We start from the raw sequence: 17064 nt of genomic DNA on the forward strand, positions 1-17064 counted from the left end.
TCGAACCGGTAGACGTTCGATCTCGAGGAGCATCGATCTCAACCGGGGAGCCATCCTGCGCGTTCGATAATCACGAGGACGACGACCGACGTCCCGAGGACGACGGCAGCGCTGACGAACAGCGAGTCGTACGTGAACCCGGACTCGAGGAACAGGCCGAGTGCGAACGAACCGAGCGACTGGACCAGCATCCAGACCGAACTGAAGACGGCGTAGGCACTGGCCCGAGCGGAGTCGGGGAGCGTCGCGAGGAGGTAAGTGTCGACGGCGGGAAACAGCGCGTGGACGACGAATCCGATGAGTGCGGAAATGGCGATCAGGGCGACGAACCCCTGGGCAGCCGTCAACAGGAGCAAGCACGCCGAGAACGCGCCGACGATCCCGAGCAGGTACGGGACCTGTGGAAGTCTATCCGCCAGGTCACCGCCGAAGTAGAACGCGGGGACGCCGGCCGCGAAGACGATCGTGAGCATGGTGCCGGCCGCCTGCGGGGAGAGACCTTTCGATTGCATGTACAGTTCGTAGAAGTTGAACACGCCCTGCCAGACGAACGAAGCCAGCCCCGCAATCGCGAGTGCTGCCACGATGATGCGCCACTCCGAGAGCGCACCGGCGACGAAATCACGGTCCGCTTCGCCCGCCGTCGGCATCTCGGTCCGCCTCGAAACGACCCCGGTGTAGACCGTCACTACCGCAGCGCCGACGGCGATCGTCCACAGCGAGAGTCGCCAGTCGATCAGGAGCGTGAGGACGACGAACGGCGCTGCGATCACCGCAGCGATCTGACTGGCGGTTCCGTGGATCCCTACGACCCGACCGACGCGGTCGGGGTACAGCTCGCTCAACAGCGGGTTCGCCGAGACGAAGTAGATGCCGGAGGCGATACCCATGAAGAAGGCCCCGACCATGAGCTGGGGCACCGTCGTCGACGTGGCGGCGATCGACGACGAAACCGCAAGAACGACACCGGAGCCGATCACGACGTGGTGTCTCGGGACTTTCGTGAGGATCCACCCGGTCGGAAGTCGGAGGGAGGCGCTCCCGATCCACGCGAGCGTAGCGATGAGACCGGCCGTCGCCTCGCCGATCCCGAACTCCGCGATAAAGACGTCGAGAAGCGGTGCAAAGATGATTCTGGCGAGATTGAGGAAGAAGACGAGTGCACAGAGAGACGCGAACAGACGAGCGCGGGCCACGGCCTACGTTTCCGACAGGCGCTATCAAGGGTTCCGAAACCGGAACGTTCCACCCCCAATCCGGACCGCGGATCGAGTCCCCCCACAACGGCGACGTTTGGGGCCTCGAGACGGCTGTGTAACTCCCGTTAGCTGTGGGTGTAGTACGCGACCGTCTCCCCGTCCGCTTCGTCCACCGGACGGTCGATCCGGGCGAACCCGACTCGCACGAACTGGACCAGCTCGTCGGCCTCGAGGTCGGCGACGCCGGGTTCGGCCCGTCCGGTGACGTCGCCGTCCATCGTCCGCATTTGGACGGGGACGCTCTCGCGGGCGGGAACCCAGTGTACGACGTCGACGTCGCCCTCGCGGACCACGTCGATCTCCTCGCCGGTGTACTGGAGGACATCTCGGGTGTACTGGAAACAGCCCAGTCCCTTGAGCCAGACGCGCTCCTCTCGGTCCGGGACGTCCTCGGGCTCGAGCAACACGGAGTCGCCGACGGGGATCTCGCGGACGCCCCGATCCTCGTAGTCGGGGTGCACCGGCGGGTTGGCCTCCTCGGGTGGGCTGCCGCCGAGGGGAAGCTGGTTGCCGTCGCGGACGAGGAACCGTCGATCGGTCTCGTCGTCGATTAGATCTCGGTTATTAGCGTAGACGGCGCTCATCGCGAGGTCGACGTCGCTGCTCGAGGTACCCAGTCCGATCATCGACTCGACGATGGCCTCGCCGCGGATACCCCGCCGGCGGAGACTCTTCAGCGTCGGTGCCCGAGGGTCGTCCCAGCCGTCGAGTTCGCCCTCGGCGATCAGTTCCGAAATCGTGGAGGTGCTCATCTTCACGTCGTAGGCGTCGACCTGGACGTGGCCCCAGTGGACGACTTCGGGGTACTCCCAGCCGAAGTAGTCGTAGACGAACCCCTGTCGTTTCGCCGAATCCTGGAGATCGATGCCGCGGATAATGTGGGTGATGCCGAGCAGATGGTCGTCGATCCCCGACTGGAAGTCGAGCATCGGCCAGCAGCGGTACTCGCTGGCCTCCTCGCGGGGGTGGGGTGTGTCGATCATCCGGAAGGCGACCCAGTCACGCAAGGCGGGGTTTTTGTGTTCGATGTCGGTTTTCACCCGGAGGACCATCTCGCCGCTCTCGTACTCGCCGTCGATCATCGCCTCGAACTCGGAGAGTACCGTTTCGGGATCCTTGTCGCGGTTCGGCGACGGCTCCCCGGCGTTTTTCAGCTCGCTGAACTCCTCGCCCGGCAGATCGCAGGTGTAGGCCCCGCCCATCTCGATTAGTTCGCGGGCGTGGTCGTAGTAGGTCTCGAGGCGGTCGCTCGCCCGATAGACGTCGTCGGGCTCGAAGCCGAGATACTCGAGATCCTCGAGGATGGCATCGTATGCCTCGAGATCCGGCCGCTTCGTTTCCGGGTCGGTGTCGTCGAAGCGGACGCAGAACCAGCCGTCGTAGCGCTCGCGGTAGCTGCCGATGACGGCGGGCATCCGGGCGTGGCCGACGTGCCAGGGGCCGTTGGGATTGGGCGCACAGCGCATCCGGACCTCGTCGTACTCCTCCGGGTTGGGCAGCGAGGGAAGGTCGTGTTCGTCCGCTTCGTCCTCGGCCTCGATCTCTTCGAGTTCCTCGGGTGCGAGGTCCTCGAGGCGGGCGCGTTTTTCCTCGTACGAGAGGTCGTTGACTCGAGCGATGACGCCGCCGATGACGCCCGGAATCTCGTCACCGTGGGGGCGGAAGTCCGGATTTTCGCCCATCAGCGGCCCCATAATCGCACCGACATCGGCGTCGCTCTCGTGTTTGACGGCGTTCAACAGCGCGTGTTTCTCGGCCTCGCGCTCGACGCGCTCTCGTAGATCGTCGTTCATTGGCCGTTGGTATTCGTGCCCGAACCAAAACCCCCGCGGTGTCGGCCCGCGACTCGAGGGGGTCGACGACCCGTTTCGATCGTGAGTTCGCGGTCGAGCCCATACAACGCGTCGTCGCCAAACAGGTTTCACATCCCCTGGAGACTGTCAAGCGAACGGACGGGGTAGACGTTGAACCAGTTCGCCATACTCACACTCGAGAGCCCAGCACGGCTGTTCAGGGGAATTCGTAAACTGTAGCGCTATAGCCGTTAACAACAACAGTTCTCTACCCAGGTCCGAAGGCCGCGATATCGGCACCCACTGTCGCCAGTGCGTCGGCGGGGTTCGGGTCGCTGTCTGCCAGATGCGCATACCGGTGGTCCGGAACCCTCGAGAGTGCCGCCGCGACGGCCTCGCTGTAGGTCTCGACGCCCGGTTCCGTCGGCTCGTCGCCACCCCAGACGTCCCGGATGACCGTCATCGAATCGATGCGCACCTCTAACCTGCGTGGCTCGTAGCGAGCCAGTAGTTCGGCGAGTCCGAGCTGGAGGGCGACGTATTCAGCGGTGTTGTTCCCCGTACGGGAGCCCACGGGGCGGCCGAGACGGGCGAGTTGCTCCCCCGAAGCGTCCACGATGACGGCGCCCGCTCCTGCGGGGCCGGGGTTGCCGCGTGAACTCCCGTCGACGTAGAGGACGAAGCCGTCGCTCGTCGACTCGGGGACGGATGGCCGGGTGAGTCCAGACTCGAGCAGGGACTCGAGCGCCCGACGCAACTCGTCCCGGGACGTCCCGGGGTCGAATAGCCCGCCGTAGCCGGGGACGGCGTCGTCGATGGCGTCGGTGGCGGCCGCCACCTCGTAGCCGACGCCCGCGAGAACCTCGTCGACGAGGGTGGCGAGCGGCGAGCGGTGTTCGGCCGGGAGGGGATCGTCGGTCACGTCACGTGCACCCTCGATCTTCGGTTCGAGGCCCTCAGACGGTCTGCGATGACTGATTTCCGGTCGCTCGCCCGCCGTTTGGCGGTCGGCCGGGACAGACTCAGAGCAGTCCGTAACACACCCTCGAGCCCGGACGATCCCACTGGTTGGTCGCACCACTCCATACAGATCCTCGGTGGTCGAGCGGGATAATTCCTGTCGGTGCCACCGGTAGCAGGTCAGTTTGAATCGGGCGGCTCCTCGAGATCGTGCAAGGAGTGCACAAACGGCCAGCGGAACGTTGAAACTATAGATACATCGAAAGTCACCCAGTGTTATTCTGAATCGGACACTATCTGACTAACTGTTGCTAGGTAGTGAGGTGTTTGAGCCACTATGACGAATTTGCGGACATATGGATGTTTTCCACTGAGATTTGAAGACAAGTTCGGAATGCTTATCCGTGTACTCCTGCTTTGATGTATTGTAATGGCAAACGGTAACGTTGATTTCTTCAACGACACAGGCGGCTACGGTTTCATTTCGACGGACGACGCGGACGATGACGTATTCTTCCACATGGAAGACGTCGGCGGCCCGGACCTCGAAGAAGGCACCGAGATCGAATTCGACATCGAACAGGTCCCCAAGGGTCCACGCGCGACGAACGTCGTCCGCAACTAATTCCCGCTTCATTGTCGCTTCGGCGACCGTGAATGACGGTTTCATTTCTGAACGCGTACGGCTCAGTTCCGGAAGCGACATCTCGTCACCTGTACTGAGCGGTCGCCACGTTCCTAGACCAATCAGAATCTCGAGGGACAACCACCGAGCGGTCAGTAGCCGCGCTCGATGAGGTAGTCCGCGATCTCGAACAGCAGATCTCGAGCCTCGTTGTCCGGCAGGACCTCGAGTCGGTTCTTGCCTCGATCGACGAGGTCGCGGGCCATCTCGTTGGCGTAGCCGATCGAGCCCGCCTCCTCGAGTTTGGCGACGGCCTCGTCGATTTCGGCTTCGGTGACGGCGTCGACGTCGGTCGTATCGATTAGGTTCTCGACGTCGACGCCCTGCTCGCGGGCGTGGACCGTGATCAGCGTCTGTTTGTTCTCGACGAGATCGCTTCCCCGTTGTTTGCCGAGTTTCTCGCTGGGAACGGTCAGATCGAGGACGTCGTCTTGAATCTGGAACGCACAGCCGACGTCGAGTCCGTAGCCGTAGAGTGCGTCGACAGTTTCGTCGTCGGCACCCATCAGGACGGCCGGCAGACACGCCGACGCCGCGTACAGGACGGCCGTTTTCTGCTCGACCATCTCGAGGTACTCCTCGGGTGAGACGTCCTCGCGCTCCTCGAAGGTGACGTCCAGCGACTGGCCCTCACAGATCTTCGTACACGTCGTCGCGAGGATGTCGAGTGCCTCGACCGTCCGCTGGGGGTCGGCACCGGCGTCGAGCATGATCTCGAACGCCTTCGAGTAGAGCGTATCCCCCGCGAGGATCGCCGTCTCGAGGTCGTAGGCCTTGTGGACCGCGGGGACGCCCCGCCGGAGGTCGTCGTCGTCCATAATGTCGTCGTGGATCAGGGTAAACGACTGGATGACCTCGACGCTGACTGCTGCGTTCATAATGTCGATGGTCGCAGGTGTCTCACCCGGCTCGCCGCGGTTCAGCGTGGGAAACTCCCGATAGTCTCCCTCGAGCGGTGGGACATCGGCTAGGGCCTCGCCGGTCGTGAGCAACACGGTCGGACGGAGGCGCTTCCCGCCGGCGTCGAGTAAGTATCGCGACGCCTCGTAGAGCCGTTCGGGGCGACCGATCGGCAACTCCTCGGGAATCGCCTCGTTGACTCGCTCCCGGCGTTTGCGGACTGCCTCGAGCACCGCTTCTTCCCGTGCCTTGGGACTCGTCATATCAGTCGACAATCTGGATGAGGTTACCGTTTCGCGTGACGTGGAGGTCCCGTCCCATCTGGTAGCCCTCGTTCTCACAGAGGGTGACGTAGCTCGAGAAGCCGCTCAGATCCTGGTGGGCCGGAATGACGTGCTGTGGCTGGAGGGCATCGAGCATCTCGTAGTGGCCCTCCTGGTTGAGGTGCCCGGAGACGTGGATGTCGTCGTAGATGCGGGCCCCCTGCATTCCCAGCAGCTTTTCGGCCTGGTAGCGCTGTCCCTCGTTTGTCGGTTCGGGAATCACTCGCGCGGAGAAGACGACCTTGTCGCCGTCGTCCAGTTCGTACGGCGTCTCGCCGCGGGCCATTCGAGTGAGCATCGCTCGTGGCTCACCCTGATGGCCGGTGACGACGGGCAGGAAGTTCTCTTTCCCTTCGTTCATGATCCGTTTGAACGTCCGGTCGACCGATTTTCGGTGGCCGAACATCCCCAGGTCGCTGGGGAAGTCGACGAAGTCGAGTCGTTCCGCGGTTCCAGAGTACTTCTCCATCGACCGGCCGAGCAAGACGGGCTGGCGGCCGATGTCCTTGGCGAACTCGACGAGGGAAGTGACCCTGGCGATATGGCTCGAGAACGTCGTGGCGACGATCCCGCCGTCGTAGTCCTCCATGCTGTAGAGGACGTCCCGGAGGTGTTCACGGGCGACGTTCTCGCTGGGCGTGCGGCCCTTCTTGCCCGCGTTGGTACAGTCCTCGATGTAACACAGCACCCCGTTGCCTTCGCGGCCGATCTCGCGAAAGCGCTCCATGTCGATCGGATCGCCGATGACGGGCGAGTGGTCCATACGCTTGTCGAGACCGTAGACGATTGCGCCCTCTGGCGTGTGGAGAACCGGGTTGATGGCGTCGATGATCGAGTGGGTGACGTTGACGAACTCGAGGTCAACCTTGCCGGAGTCACCGATGGACATCGTCTCGCCGGCGTCCATCTTGATCAGGTCGTTCTCGACGCCGAACTTCTGTTCGCCCTCAATCTGCTGTTTGACGAGTTCGATCGTAAACGGCGTCGCGACGATCGGTGCGTTGTACCGGTGTGCAAGCTTCGAGATGGCTCCGATGTGATCGAGGTGACCGTGGGTCGGCACGATGGCCTGGACGTCGCCCTCGAGATCGGACATGATCCGGTCGTCCGGGATCGCACCCATGTCGATCAGGTCGAGACTGTGCATTCGCTCGGTTTCGACGTTGTCGTGGATCAGAACCTGCGAGAGGTTCAGTCCCATGTCGAAGATGACGACGTCGTCACCGGCACGGACGGCAGTCATCTGCCGCCCGACCTCTTCGTATCCGCCTATCGTTGCGATTTCGATTTCCATAGTTCGTAGCACTGAAAGCCGCGTGGTGGACTCTCATCGAAACGGTCCGCGGACTCCCGGTTGTGCGGCCCCGGCATCTCACAGCGCGTCGGCCATCCCGCTATGCGCCCGGGAGGTCGTCCTCCGGATCGACTCAGGATAAGTCCGTGAGTCTCGAGCGCACTTGCCCGCGGGTTCTCGCTACGCGTACCTACACGCCCGGGTGTTAAAAACACAGTGGGTTGGCTACCGACTGGAGAGCGGGTCGACCACGACCCGATCGTCGCCCACTGTCGAGAAGTGACCACACGTTTTCATACTGTTCAATTTGTACCCTAGATTTTCATTCTTGGATGGTTCTTCACACACTCAGTTCCGAAATGCGAAGCTTTCTAAACTTCCGTTCGAAAGCGCCAGGTGATGACGAAGGATCTCGAGCGAGACCTGGGGCTGTTCGCCGTAATCGCGATCAGTATGGGCGCGATGATCGGGAGCGGGATCTTCATTCTCCCCGGGATCGCGATGGCGGAGGCGGGGCCGGCCGTCATTGTGGCGTTCGTGATCGCCGCAATTCTCGTGGTCCCGGCCGCGTTGAGCATCGCCGAACTCGGGACGGCGATGCCCGAGGCCGGCGGAGACTACGTGTTCATCGAACGCGGTCTCGGACCGTCGTTCGGAACGATCGCCGGGCTCGGGACCTGGCTCATGCTGATGTTGAAGGGGTCGCTCGCACTCTACGGCGGGATGTTCTACATCAACTTCATCTACCAGCTGCCGACGTGGGATCTCGCCGTCCCCGTAATCGGCGCGACACTTCCGATTCCCGGCGTTCGTGCCCTCGGAATTACGTTCGCGCTGATTCTCATCGCAGTCAATCTCGTCGGTGTGAAACAGACCGGCGGGCTCCAGCTCGTGATGGTGATCGTTATGCTGATCATCCTCTCGGGGTTCGTCGCCGGCTCGATCGTCCAGGTCGAGGGCGCGAACTTCGAGGGCTTCTTCGACGATGGAATCGACGGCATTCTCACGGCAACCGCGCTCGTGTTGGTTTCTTACGCGGGTGTGACGAAGGTCGCGGCCGTCGCCGAGGAGATCGAAAACCCTGGTCGGAATCTCCCGCTCGGACTGCTCGGCTCGCTGACCGCGACGAGCTTTCTCTACGCGTTGATCGTGTTCGTCCTCGTCGGCGTGATGGACGGCGACCAGCTCGCCGACACTGAAGAGCCGATGGCGGAGGCGACCCAGATCCTGTTCGGCGGGATGACGGCGTCGGTCCCGGGACTCGGTAGCGGCGTCCCGATCGGTTTTCTCGCAGTGATTACGATCATCCTCGCCGCGTTGCTCGCACTCGTCAGCACCGCCAACGCGGGAATTCTGACGGCCTCTCGATATCCGCTCGCGCTCAGCCGTGACGACCTCTTCTTGAAGAAATTCGAGTATATCCACCCGCGATTCAACACGCCCTCGGTCGCGATCCTCACGACCGGTGCAGTCATCGTCTTCATCGTCGCCACCCAGGAAGTCGACGAGATCGCGAAGATGGCCGGCGCGTTCCAGATTCTCGTCTACATCCTCGTCTGTGGCGCGTTAATCGCCTTCCGGGAGCGCGACCTCGAGTGGTACGATCCCGACTTCTTTACGCCCGGCTACCCCTGGGTCCAGCTGTTCGGGATCGTCTCGGGCGTCTTCATCATCTCACAGATGGAGATCCGTGAGATCGCCGGCTCGATCGGGATCGTCATCGTCGGCTTCCTCTGGTTCAAACTTTACGCCCAGAAACGGATCGAACGCGAAGGCGTCGCGAAGGGACTCGCCCGCCGCGAGACCGGCCGGCAGTTCGTCCGGGACACCGAAGAACAGCTCGAACGCACGGATCAGTTCGAGGTGTTGATCCCGATCAGACAGGACGTCACTCGCGAACAGGAAGACGCCCTGATCCAGATGGCGGCACCGATCGTTCAACGGCGTGGCGGTCGCATCCGCGTCGTTCGTTTCGACGAAGTGCCCGACCAGGTGCCACTCGACACCGCCGCCGCCGAACTCTCCGAGGCCGACGTCGAGTTCGAAGAGCGCACAGACGAACTCGTTCGCTACCTCGAGGTGCCCGTCGAGGTTGGCGAGATCGTCAGCCACGATACTCGACACGCGGTTGTCAACTTCGCCGAGCGAACGGGTTCGGACCTCGTCCTCGCCCGCCAGGAAGCGACGAGTCGCCTCGGAACGCTGTTCGGCCGGGACACCGACTGGATCATGGATCACGCGCCGTGTGACGTCGTCTTCGTCCAGCACGAACAGCGCGTCGACGTCGACGAGATCGCGGTCGTCACGGACCGAAGCCCGTTCAACGATCCGCTCAAGGTCGAACTCGCCGACGCGATGGCGGACGTCCTCGGCGCGCGTCTCCGCTTCCTCTTTGCCGTCTCCGAGGACGCGCCCGAGGAACTGATCGGAACGATCGAGGAGTACCACGACGAACTCGACGACCTCTGTACCGTTCCCGTCGAGTCGACGATCGTCCGCGCGGACGACGAGGTCGACGATCTGTCGCGCGAACTCGAGTCCTCGGATATCGTCATGCTGAGCACGGTCACCCACCGCCGGCTTCCCGACCTGGTGGTCGAACAGCGCTCCGATCGCATCGCCGCCGCGATCGAACAGCCGGTGTTGCTCGTCCACTCCAAGAAGACCCGCCGCGGATCGTTCCTGCGCCCGATCCTCGAGCGCGTCCTGTTCGATTGATCGGTCCGCACGCTTCTTCGATCCTCGGGAGAGGCCGCTGGATCCCCCGATCTTCGACGGTTTCTGAGCTGGGGTACCGTTCAGAAAGCATTTAGGTTCGACCGAAAACGTCGGTAGTATGCCTTCCAGACGGTCGATCGTCGCGGGCTGTTGTGCCGTCGCGATCGCGGGGTGTCTGGACGAAGACAGCCCGGAATCGGAACCCGGGTCGACGGACGATGACGACACCGACGATTCCCCGAACGACGTCTCGGAACCCACGTACCGGACCCTCGAGGAGGAACGGAAACGAGGGCAGGCGGAGGCGATCAGCGCGTCGAAATCCGAGTGGGACAGGTGGGTCGAGTACCAGTCGGACGACGACGAAGTCCGGTACGTCGGTGCCAAAGGTCCCTCGAGCAACGTCGACCCCGACGAGTACGACCAGGAACCGCCCGACCGCGACCTGGAGTTCGAGACGACGCCCTGGGATCGCTGGAAGCACATTCGGGCGAACGACGTCGCAGGGGAGGCCGCACTCGAGGCGGTGACAGCCGAATTAGGGATCGAACACGTCAGCCGACCGATAGCAGTCAGCCAGGATCCAGCGGATCGCCGGACGGCCGTACGCGTCGAGACCGTCGTCGACGGCGACGGAGACATCATCGACGGTGAGTCGACCGATATCGACGCGGTCGCGGCGGCGACGCCGAAATCCGTCGACGTCACCTACGAACTGGACGAACAAACCTTCGAAACCACTCGCGAGGTCTTCGCGGAGTATCGAACGATGTGACTCGAGTGAACGACCGACGTTACTGTTCGACAGTAGTGATCGTCGTTCCCGGCTCCTCGCCCGCGAGAAACGCCTCGAGATCCTCGAGCCCGAAGATCGACGCCTCGGCCTCGAGTGCGAGCAACGCCCGGACCTTCGCGGCCATGCCGCCGGTGACGTCGGTCGCGTCGCTCTCGCCGAGAACGCCCGCGGCGTCCTCGAACGCCGCGATTTCGTCGATCACCTCGTCGCTCTCGTCGAGGACGCCCGGCACCGTCGAACAGAGGCCGATCCGGTCGGCCTCGAGGTCGCGGGCCAGTGTGGCGACGAGTTCGTCGCCGCTGACGACCGTCGCTCCCGCGCCAGCGTGGGCGACGAGGTCGCCGTGGAGGACGGGGACGAACCCTTCGCCGACCAGCGTCTCGACCTGCCCGGTCGGTAACGCGAGCCGGCCGTTCCCGTCCCGGTGTGCCGCCGAAAACGGGTGGACCGGTACGGCCGACACGTCGCGCTCGAGCAGTCGCTTGCGGACGAACCCGTTCAGGGTTCGCATCGCACCGTGGATATCACCGATCGCCGCGACGTCCCGGGTTCCCTCGGTCGTACTCACACCGTGTTCGCTGGCGTTGTGATGGCCGAAGCTCCCGCCGCCGTGGACGACGACGAGGCCCTCGAGCCCGTCATCCAGCGCGTTCGAGATCGCGTCGGCTGCGGACGCGAGCGCCTCGCCGTCGACGGTTTCGGGGCGTTCCTTGTCGGTGATCGCGCTCCCACCGAGTTTGAGGACGATCATTCGAGTCGTTTCACCCCCGTTTCGGCCAGTTCTGCGCGGAACGCCTCTTGACAGCCGGGCGTAAACGACAGCGCGGTCTCGGCCTCCGGCGTGGGATCGAGCGCGACGATACAGCCGCCACCGCCTGCACCCGTCAGCTTCGCACCCAGCGCGCCGGCGTCTCGGGCCGCCCAGACCATCGTATCGAGCGAGCGCGAGGAGACGCCCAGTGCCGACAGCAGTCCGTGGTTGAAGTTCATCAGGTCGCCGACCTCCTCGAGGTCGTCGTCGACGAGCGCCTCCTCGCCGTTTCTGACGACGTCGCCGATCGCCTCGACCGTGTCGGCGGCGAAGTCGTACTCCTCGCGGAGGGATCGAACGCCCGAGACCAGTTCGCCGGTGTCGCCCGCACCGCCGTCGAACCCGATGACAATCGGCACGTCGGGCGATTCGGTCGGCCGACAATCGTCCCCCTCGACCCGGACCGCACCGCCGGTCGCCGAGCAGAACGTGTCCGCACGCGAGGCCTGTCCCTCCTGGACTTCGTACTCAGTCCGGTAGGCTCGGTCGGCGAGTTCGTCGGACTCGAGGGTAGTTCCCAGCGCACGCGTGCCGGCGTCGATGGCGGCGACGGCGACCGCGGCCGACGAGCCGAGACCCGCTCCGAGCGGGATGTCGCTTTCGATGGTCACGTCGAATCCGACCTCGTCGCCGGTCACGTCACGGACCTGTTCGATCGCGCTGTCGACGTACTGCGTCGCCGCCGTCACCAGCGACTCCGAGACGTCGACGTCGGGTCGATCGTCCGCGGCCGCCCCGTACTCGACCGTGAACCCGTCCAGGCTGAGATCCTCCGCGTGGACCCGTAGCTTGCCGTCCGACCGCTGTTCGACCTCGACCTGCGCTCGCCGTTCGATCGCACACAGCACGGCTGGTTCGTCGTAGACAACCGCGTGCTCCCCGAACAGATAGACCTTGCCGGGAGCGCTCGAGCGTGTCATAGCCGGCCGTTCGCACGACGACGGTTAATAGCTGTCTTCTCGAGTCACCGTCGAATTCGGTCGAAACGGTTCGGAATACAAGTACGTTTCGGCGACTTGCCGGCCGGCGGAGTCGACGATTCGGTATAACTCCCCGCCGTTCGATGCTCGAGACGAATGCGAACGCCAAACCGACTCGAGAATTCGGGTAGACGGCGACTGCTCCGGGCGGTCGGCGCGGGACTCGCCGCGGGGACGAGTGCGTCGACCGCGGGCTGTCTCGCCTCGATGCCCACCCTCGGCCAGCAGATCAGATACGCCGACGTCGACGTCCCCACGTCCGGCGAGCCGATCTACCGCGAGTGGATCCCCGCGCGCTCGGCGCTCGAGCACGCCGACGGCGGGTGGCGAACCGTCCGCTACGCGACGCCGAACGCGATGGGCGAGGACGTCGTCGGAGCGACCGATCCGCTCCCCGAGCAGGTTCTGAGAGCGCGCCTCGACTACCTCGGCGTCGGCTACGACACCTACGATCACGTTCTGAGCGTCGGCCCGGTCACCGTCTGTCTCGGCTCGTTCGACGCGGCGACGGTCCGTGACACCGTTCTGGAAACCGGCTACGAGGAACGCGGAGACTACGCGGGGTACGACCTGTTCGAACGAACCGACCTCACGCGCGGCGTCGCCGTCCGCGACGGAGCCGTGCTGTTTCGGCACAGGGCGAACGCGTCGGGACCGCTCGAGCCCGCGGATCTCGAGGTCGTGATCGACGCCGAAGCCGGACGGGTTCCGCGTCGCGCCGACGAGGACGACGATTTCGACGCGGTCGTTCGTGCGACCGGCTCTCATCCCACCGTCCAACTGTTCGAGGGCTGGGGACCGATCGTTCGGGACCTCTCGGAGGGGTTCGCCGCCCGGAGTTCGTCGATGGCCTACGCCTACGACGAGGAGTACGTCTACCACCGGACCGTCTGTCGCTTCGAGGCGAGTGCGGGGCTCACGGCTCGAGAGGTCGAGGACGTCCTCACCCGGCAGAACAGGGTCGTAGAGGCAGACGGGGTCGAGGTCGTGATCGACGAGCCGTTTCTGTGGGTCGATCTGCGAGAGAGCCACGAGGAGTTCCGATCGCGCGTCGGCGACGACCGACGGTATCCTCAGATCACGTGGGGCGTCTCCGTCGACGGCGACGGAACGGAATTCACCCTACGCCACGACGGCGGCGATCCCGTCGACACCGACCGCCTGACGCTCTATCTCGACTCCCGGTCCCGCGTCGATCCCGGAATCGCCCCCCAGTTCGACGACGAGTTCGGCGTCCTCGAGCCGGGCGACTCACTGACCGTCGACTCGTTCGAGGGTGACCGAGACGACTCCGTCGCGCTGCTGTACAGCCCGCCGGAGACGAACGACGGAACCGTGATGGTCAGGTTCGTCCCCGAGCGCGTCGCTCAGAACGGTGAGTGAGTTGTGTCTCTCGAGTGCCGGTCCGACGGTCTCGTTTGCCGTGGTGGCCACACCGATACCCCCGCGTGGAGTCGGTCCGTCGGTCGAAGCGATTATAGGGCGAATGTCCGATCGAGTAGCCGTGAGTGAGGATCCGCCCCTCGAGGCCGTCGTTTCCCTGCTCGACGACGAGTACGCCCGCGCGATCCTCGAAGCCACGCGTACCGAACCCATGTCCGCCAACGAACTGACCGACCGCTGTGACGCCGCGCTGTCGACCGTCTGTCGCCGACTCGAGGCACTCGAGGACGCGAACCTCGTCCGCGAGCGGACCCGACCGCGACCCGACGGCCACCACGACACGATCTACGTCGCGACGCTCGAGGAAGTTCGCTTCCGCCTCGATGAGGACGGCTTCTCGTTCGACCTCCATCGGCGCGATGAGGACGCCGCCGATCGCCTCCAGCGGCTGTGGGGTGATCTCTGAATGCTCGAGGCGATCCGTCCGATCGAACTCGTCGTGGGCCTGCTCGCGGCGGGCGCGACGGTCATCGGGCTCTACATCGGCTACCAGGCGTTCCGGGCGTGGGGTCGCCACCGCGATCCGTCGATGCGGTATCTCGCCCTCGGATTGATCCTGCTGACGGCAGTCACCTACTCGACGTCGTTCGTCGGCACGGCGTTGATCCACCTGCGCCTGCTCTCGCTCCCCCAGCAAGACTGGTTCTGGCTCGCCGTCCACGCCTCGCAGTTTGCGGGCCTGGCGCTGATCGCCTACGCACTCCATCGTCGACCCTGACCGCCTACGCGACCTTCTGGTTCGACGCCGTCCGGCCCCTCTTCGGTCCTCTCCCCACCTCGAGTCGCTCCGGGTAGTCGGACTTATGCCCGTGTCGTTCGAACGCGGCCGTATGTCCCTCGTGCTGCCGAGCGAACTCGTCGTCGACCGCTTTCTGCCGACGGTGCGAGCGATGCTCGCGATGCGACTCGCCGACCGCGGGCTGACCCAACGGGAGATCGCCGCCGAACTCGGCGTCACCCAGGCCGCGGTCAGCAAGTACGTAAGCGGCGAGAGCGGCGGTGACGACCGCTTCCGGGACGACCCCGAGACGGTCGCGACGGTCGAGCGGATCGCCGACGGCTTGGCGAGCGGCGAGATGGACGGCTACGACGCGCTCGCGGACCTTCTCTCGCTCGTCCACAGCCTCGAGGACCGCGGGCCAATCTGTGAACTCCACGAGGAGGAGATGCCCGAACTCCGCGGGCTGGGCTGTGATCTGTGCGTCCGCGGGCTCGATCCCGACCTGCGCGCCGAGCGCGACGTCCTGACGAACGTCCGGGCGGCCGCACGGACCCTCGCCTCGACCCCCGGGATGGCCGACGTCGTGCCAAACGTCGGAACGAACGTCGGGATGGCCCTGCCCGACGCCAGCGACGAGACCGACGTCGCGGCCGTTCCCGGACGGATTTACGCCATGGGCGGCCGGATCGAGATCCCCGCCAACCCCGAGTTCGGCGCGTCGAAACACGTCGCCACCGCGATCCTCGCGGCTCGAGCGACCGATCCCGACGTCCAGGGTGCGGTCAACGTCGCCACCGACGACGCGTTGCTCGATGCCGCCCGCGAGCGCGGCATCGATCCCCTCGAGTTCGACGCCGACTACGAGGATCGGGCCACGCATCTCAGCGATCGGTTCGGAGAACGCGGCTCGGTTCCGCAGGTCGCCTACCACCGCGGCGCGTTCGGTATCGAACCCGCGACGTACGTCTTCGGTGCGACGGCCACCGACGCCGCCGAGCGCGTCGCCGCGTTGCTCGAGGCGTCGACGTCGAGTCGGTGATCCGTCGGTCGTCTCGAACCGACCCCTGACTCGAGTTCCGGTACCACCAGCGTCATATCGCTCGTTCAGAAATACCCGGTATCGGAATGGGTCGTTCAAACGGACCGCTGATCGGGATGCTGGTCGTCGTTCTCGCGGTCGTCGCGTTCAGCGTCGGCGGCGCGATGGTCGTCGACCAGCTCGAGGACGACCCCGATCCGGACGAACTCGTCGCCGACGTCGTCGACGACCACGGCGGGATCGAGACGCTCCAGGCTACCGAACGATCCGAGCACGAACTCCACCACGTCGACGACGACGAGCCGACCGTCGTCGCCACGGACGCGCGCGTCGAGTTGCGTCCCCCCGACCATCGCCGGACGGAAATCGTCTCGAAGACCGGCTCCGCGGACGTCCCGGACGTCACGGTGGTCAACGACTCCACGCGAATCAACTACATCGCTGACGACGATCGAGTGATCGTCGACGACGACAGCGATTGGGAGGCAATCCAGTACTCGCCGGAGACGTTCCTCGAGTCGACCGAACCCGAGTACGTCGGAACGGACACCGTCGACGGTCGCGAGACACACGTCGTCGAGATTCACGCAGTGGAGAACGCGACCGACGACGGCGGACTCGGAGTGCTGGTCGGCGACACCGAGTACGTCCTCGGATCGGCGGACGACGTCGACGCAGCGAACGTCACGACGACGGTGACCTGGTGGATCGACGTCGAGGCGACGTACCCGATCAAAGAGCAGGTCGTGACGGAGTACGACGAGCCGCGCCAGCACGCCCTCGAGCGCGAGCGGACGGTTCGGACCGTCACCTACGAGGACGTTCGGTTCGACGAGCCGATTCCGGACGACCGGTTCGCGTTCGATCCGCCGGCCGGAACCGACGTCGTCGAACCCATCGACTCGGTCGAGGTCTCGACGATCGACGAGGCAGACGACGCCGTCCCGTTTTCCGTTTCGGAGCCGACGCTTCCCGACGGCTACGAACTGGTCATCGTGACGGCGAGTGAGTTCGATGGCGACGCGACCGTTCAGTTTCTCTACCGCGACGGGGACAGCCTCGAGGACGACGAGATCCTGGGTCGGATCACCGAACGACCGCCGGCGTACGACCCCGAAGACGTCGACAGGGACGGCGTCGGCGACGTCGACGGCGCGTTCGTCTCGACCCCGATGGGGACGACACTCGTCTGGCACTGTGGCGACGTTCGGTACGAACTCACGCCTGACGTCGACGACGGCGGCGAGGAACTCGCTCTCGAGGCGGCCGAGTCGATGGGCTGTCCGGCGTGAGGACTCGAGAGTCGTCGTCAAATCTCCGGAACCCGGGTACAACAGTCCGT

At 64.7% G+C, this 17064-nt stretch carries 15 protein-coding genes; 8 read left to right on the plus strand and 7 right to left on the minus strand.

Annotated elements, in window-relative coordinates; all coding sequences use genetic code 11:
- Positions 1–38: 38 nt before the first annotated feature.
- From FYC77_RS07995 to FYC77_RS08005, 3 genes are all read right to left on the minus strand, one after another.
- Positions 39–1196, minus strand: a complete 1158-nt coding sequence (locus tag FYC77_RS07995) for an MFS transporter (protein WP_149080979.1) — start codon at positions 1194–1196, stop codon at positions 39–41.
- 128 nt (positions 1197–1324) lie between these two features.
- A complete protein-coding gene (locus FYC77_RS08000) occupies positions 1325–3052 on the minus strand; it encodes a glutamate--tRNA ligase (RefSeq protein ID WP_149080980.1) in 1728 nt (575 codons plus the stop codon).
- A gap of 268 nt (positions 3053–3320) precedes the next feature.
- Positions 3321–3974, minus strand: a complete 654-nt coding sequence (locus FYC77_RS08005) for a ribonuclease HI family protein (protein ID WP_149080981.1) — start codon at positions 3972–3974, stop codon at positions 3321–3323.
- Positions 3975–4442: 468 nt separating this feature from the next.
- Here FYC77_RS08005 and FYC77_RS08010 point away from each other — a divergent pair, with 468 nt between their 5' ends.
- Positions 4443–4637 carry a cold-shock protein gene (locus tag FYC77_RS08010; RefSeq protein ID WP_149080982.1) on the plus strand — a complete coding sequence of 65 codons (195 nt, stop codon included), beginning with the start codon at positions 4443–4445 and terminating at the stop codon, positions 4635–4637.
- Positions 4638–4789: 152 nt separating this feature from the next.
- On the opposite strand, the gene idsA3 is transcribed toward FYC77_RS08010, so the two are convergent.
- Together idsA3 and FYC77_RS08020 are read right to left on the minus strand one after the other, a co-directional pair.
- A complete protein-coding gene (gene idsA3, locus FYC77_RS08015) occupies positions 4790–5860 on the minus strand; it encodes a geranylfarnesyl diphosphate synthase (protein ID WP_149080983.1) in 1071 nt (356 codons plus the stop codon).
- A gap of 1 nt (position 5861) precedes the next feature.
- Positions 5862–7214: a ribonuclease J gene (locus FYC77_RS08020; protein ID WP_149080984.1), complete on the minus strand. Its 1353-nt coding sequence runs from the start codon at positions 7212–7214 to the stop codon at positions 5862–5864.
- A gap of 399 nt (positions 7215–7613) precedes the next feature.
- On the opposite strand from FYC77_RS08020, the gene FYC77_RS08025 reads away from it, so the two are divergent.
- Both FYC77_RS08025 and FYC77_RS08030 read left to right on the plus strand, forming a co-directional pair.
- The gene (locus FYC77_RS08025) at positions 7614–9932 is read left to right on the plus strand and encodes an amino acid permease (RefSeq protein ID WP_149080985.1); all 2319 of its coding nucleotides are present in this window, start codon (positions 7614–7616) and stop codon (positions 9930–9932) included.
- A 118-nt stretch (positions 9933–10050) separates the two neighbouring features.
- A complete protein-coding gene (locus FYC77_RS08030) occupies positions 10051–10707 on the plus strand; it encodes a hypothetical protein (protein WP_149080986.1) in 657 nt (218 codons plus the stop codon).
- A gap of 19 nt (positions 10708–10726) precedes the next feature.
- On the opposite strand, the gene FYC77_RS08035 is transcribed toward FYC77_RS08030, so the two are convergent.
- A complete protein-coding gene (locus FYC77_RS08035) occupies positions 10727–11479 on the minus strand; it encodes an isopentenyl phosphate kinase (RefSeq protein ID WP_149080987.1) in 753 nt (250 codons plus the stop codon).
- Positions 11476–12459, minus strand: coding sequence for a mevalonate kinase (gene mvk, locus FYC77_RS08040; RefSeq protein ID WP_149080988.1), 984 nt, complete (start codon positions 12457–12459; stop codon positions 11476–11478). Before mvk ends, FYC77_RS08035 begins: the two co-directional genes overlap by 4 nt.
- A gap of 156 nt (positions 12460–12615) precedes the next feature.
- On the opposite strand from mvk, the gene FYC77_RS08045 reads away from it, so the two are divergent.
- The 5 genes from FYC77_RS08045 to FYC77_RS08065 all read left to right on the plus strand — a co-directional run bounded on the left by FYC77_RS08045 (position 12616) and on the right by FYC77_RS08065 (position 17014).
- Complete coding sequence (locus FYC77_RS08045; RefSeq protein ID WP_149080989.1) at positions 12616–13902, plus strand: hypothetical protein; 1287 nt, start codon at positions 12616–12618, stop codon at positions 13900–13902.
- Between the two features lie 121 nt (positions 13903–14023).
- Positions 14024–14368, plus strand: coding sequence for an ArsR/SmtB family transcription factor (locus tag FYC77_RS08050; protein WP_149080990.1), 345 nt, complete (start codon positions 14024–14026; stop codon positions 14366–14368).
- Complete coding sequence (locus FYC77_RS08055) at positions 14369–14680, plus strand: DUF7521 family protein (protein WP_149080991.1); 312 nt, start codon at positions 14369–14371, stop codon at positions 14678–14680.
- A gap of 112 nt (positions 14681–14792) precedes the next feature.
- The gene (locus tag FYC77_RS08060; protein ID WP_149080992.1) at positions 14793–15722 is read left to right on the plus strand and encodes a thiamine-phosphate synthase family protein; all 930 of its coding nucleotides are present in this window, start codon (positions 14793–14795) and stop codon (positions 15720–15722) included.
- Positions 15723–15808: 86 nt separating this feature from the next.
- Positions 15809–17014 carry a LolA family protein gene (locus tag FYC77_RS08065; protein ID WP_149080993.1) on the plus strand — a complete coding sequence of 402 codons (1206 nt, stop codon included), beginning with the start codon at positions 15809–15811 and terminating at the stop codon, positions 17012–17014.
- The last annotated feature ends 50 nt before the right edge of the window (positions 17015–17064 follow it).

This window comes from Natrialba swarupiae, assembly GCF_008245225.1.
GTDB lineage: Archaea > Halobacteriota > Halobacteria > Halobacteriales > Natrialbaceae > Natrarchaeobius > Natrarchaeobius swarupiae.

Coding starts and splice junctions, on each gene's coding strand:
- mvk (WP_149080988.1), bottom strand. CDS start 12,459: ATGACACGCTCGAGCGCTCCCGGCAAGGTCTATCTGTTCGGGGAGCAC.
- FYC77_RS08010 (WP_149080982.1), top strand. CDS start 4,443: ATGGCAAACGGTAACGTTGATTTCTTCAACGACACAGGCGGCTACGGT.
- FYC77_RS08055 (WP_149080991.1), top strand. CDS start 14,369: ATGCTCGAGGCGATCCGTCCGATCGAACTCGTCGTGGGCCTGCTCGCG.
- FYC77_RS08065 (WP_149080993.1), top strand. CDS start 15,809: ATGGGTCGTTCAAACGGACCGCTGATCGGGATGCTGGTCGTCGTTCTC.
- FYC77_RS08030 (WP_149080986.1), top strand. CDS start 10,051: ATGCCTTCCAGACGGTCGATCGTCGCGGGCTGTTGTGCCGTCGCGATC.
- FYC77_RS08025 (WP_149080985.1), top strand. CDS start 7,614: ATGACGAAGGATCTCGAGCGAGACCTGGGGCTGTTCGCCGTAATCGCG.
- FYC77_RS08045 (WP_149080989.1), top strand. CDS start 12,616: ATGCGAACGCCAAACCGACTCGAGAATTCGGGTAGACGGCGACTGCTC.
- FYC77_RS08020 (WP_149080984.1), bottom strand. CDS start 7,214: ATGGAAATCGAAATCGCAACGATAGGCGGATACGAAGAGGTCGGGCGG.
- idsA3 (WP_149080983.1), bottom strand. CDS start 5,860: ATGACGAGTCCCAAGGCACGGGAAGAAGCGGTGCTCGAGGCAGTCCGC.
- FYC77_RS08000 (WP_149080980.1), bottom strand. CDS start 3,052: ATGAACGACGATCTACGAGAGCGCGTCGAGCGCGAGGCCGAGAAACAC.
- FYC77_RS08035 (WP_149080987.1), bottom strand. CDS start 11,479: ATGATCGTCCTCAAACTCGGTGGGAGCGCGATCACCGACAAGGAACGC.
- FYC77_RS08060 (WP_149080992.1), top strand. CDS start 14,793: ATGTCCCTCGTGCTGCCGAGCGAACTCGTCGTCGACCGCTTTCTGCCG.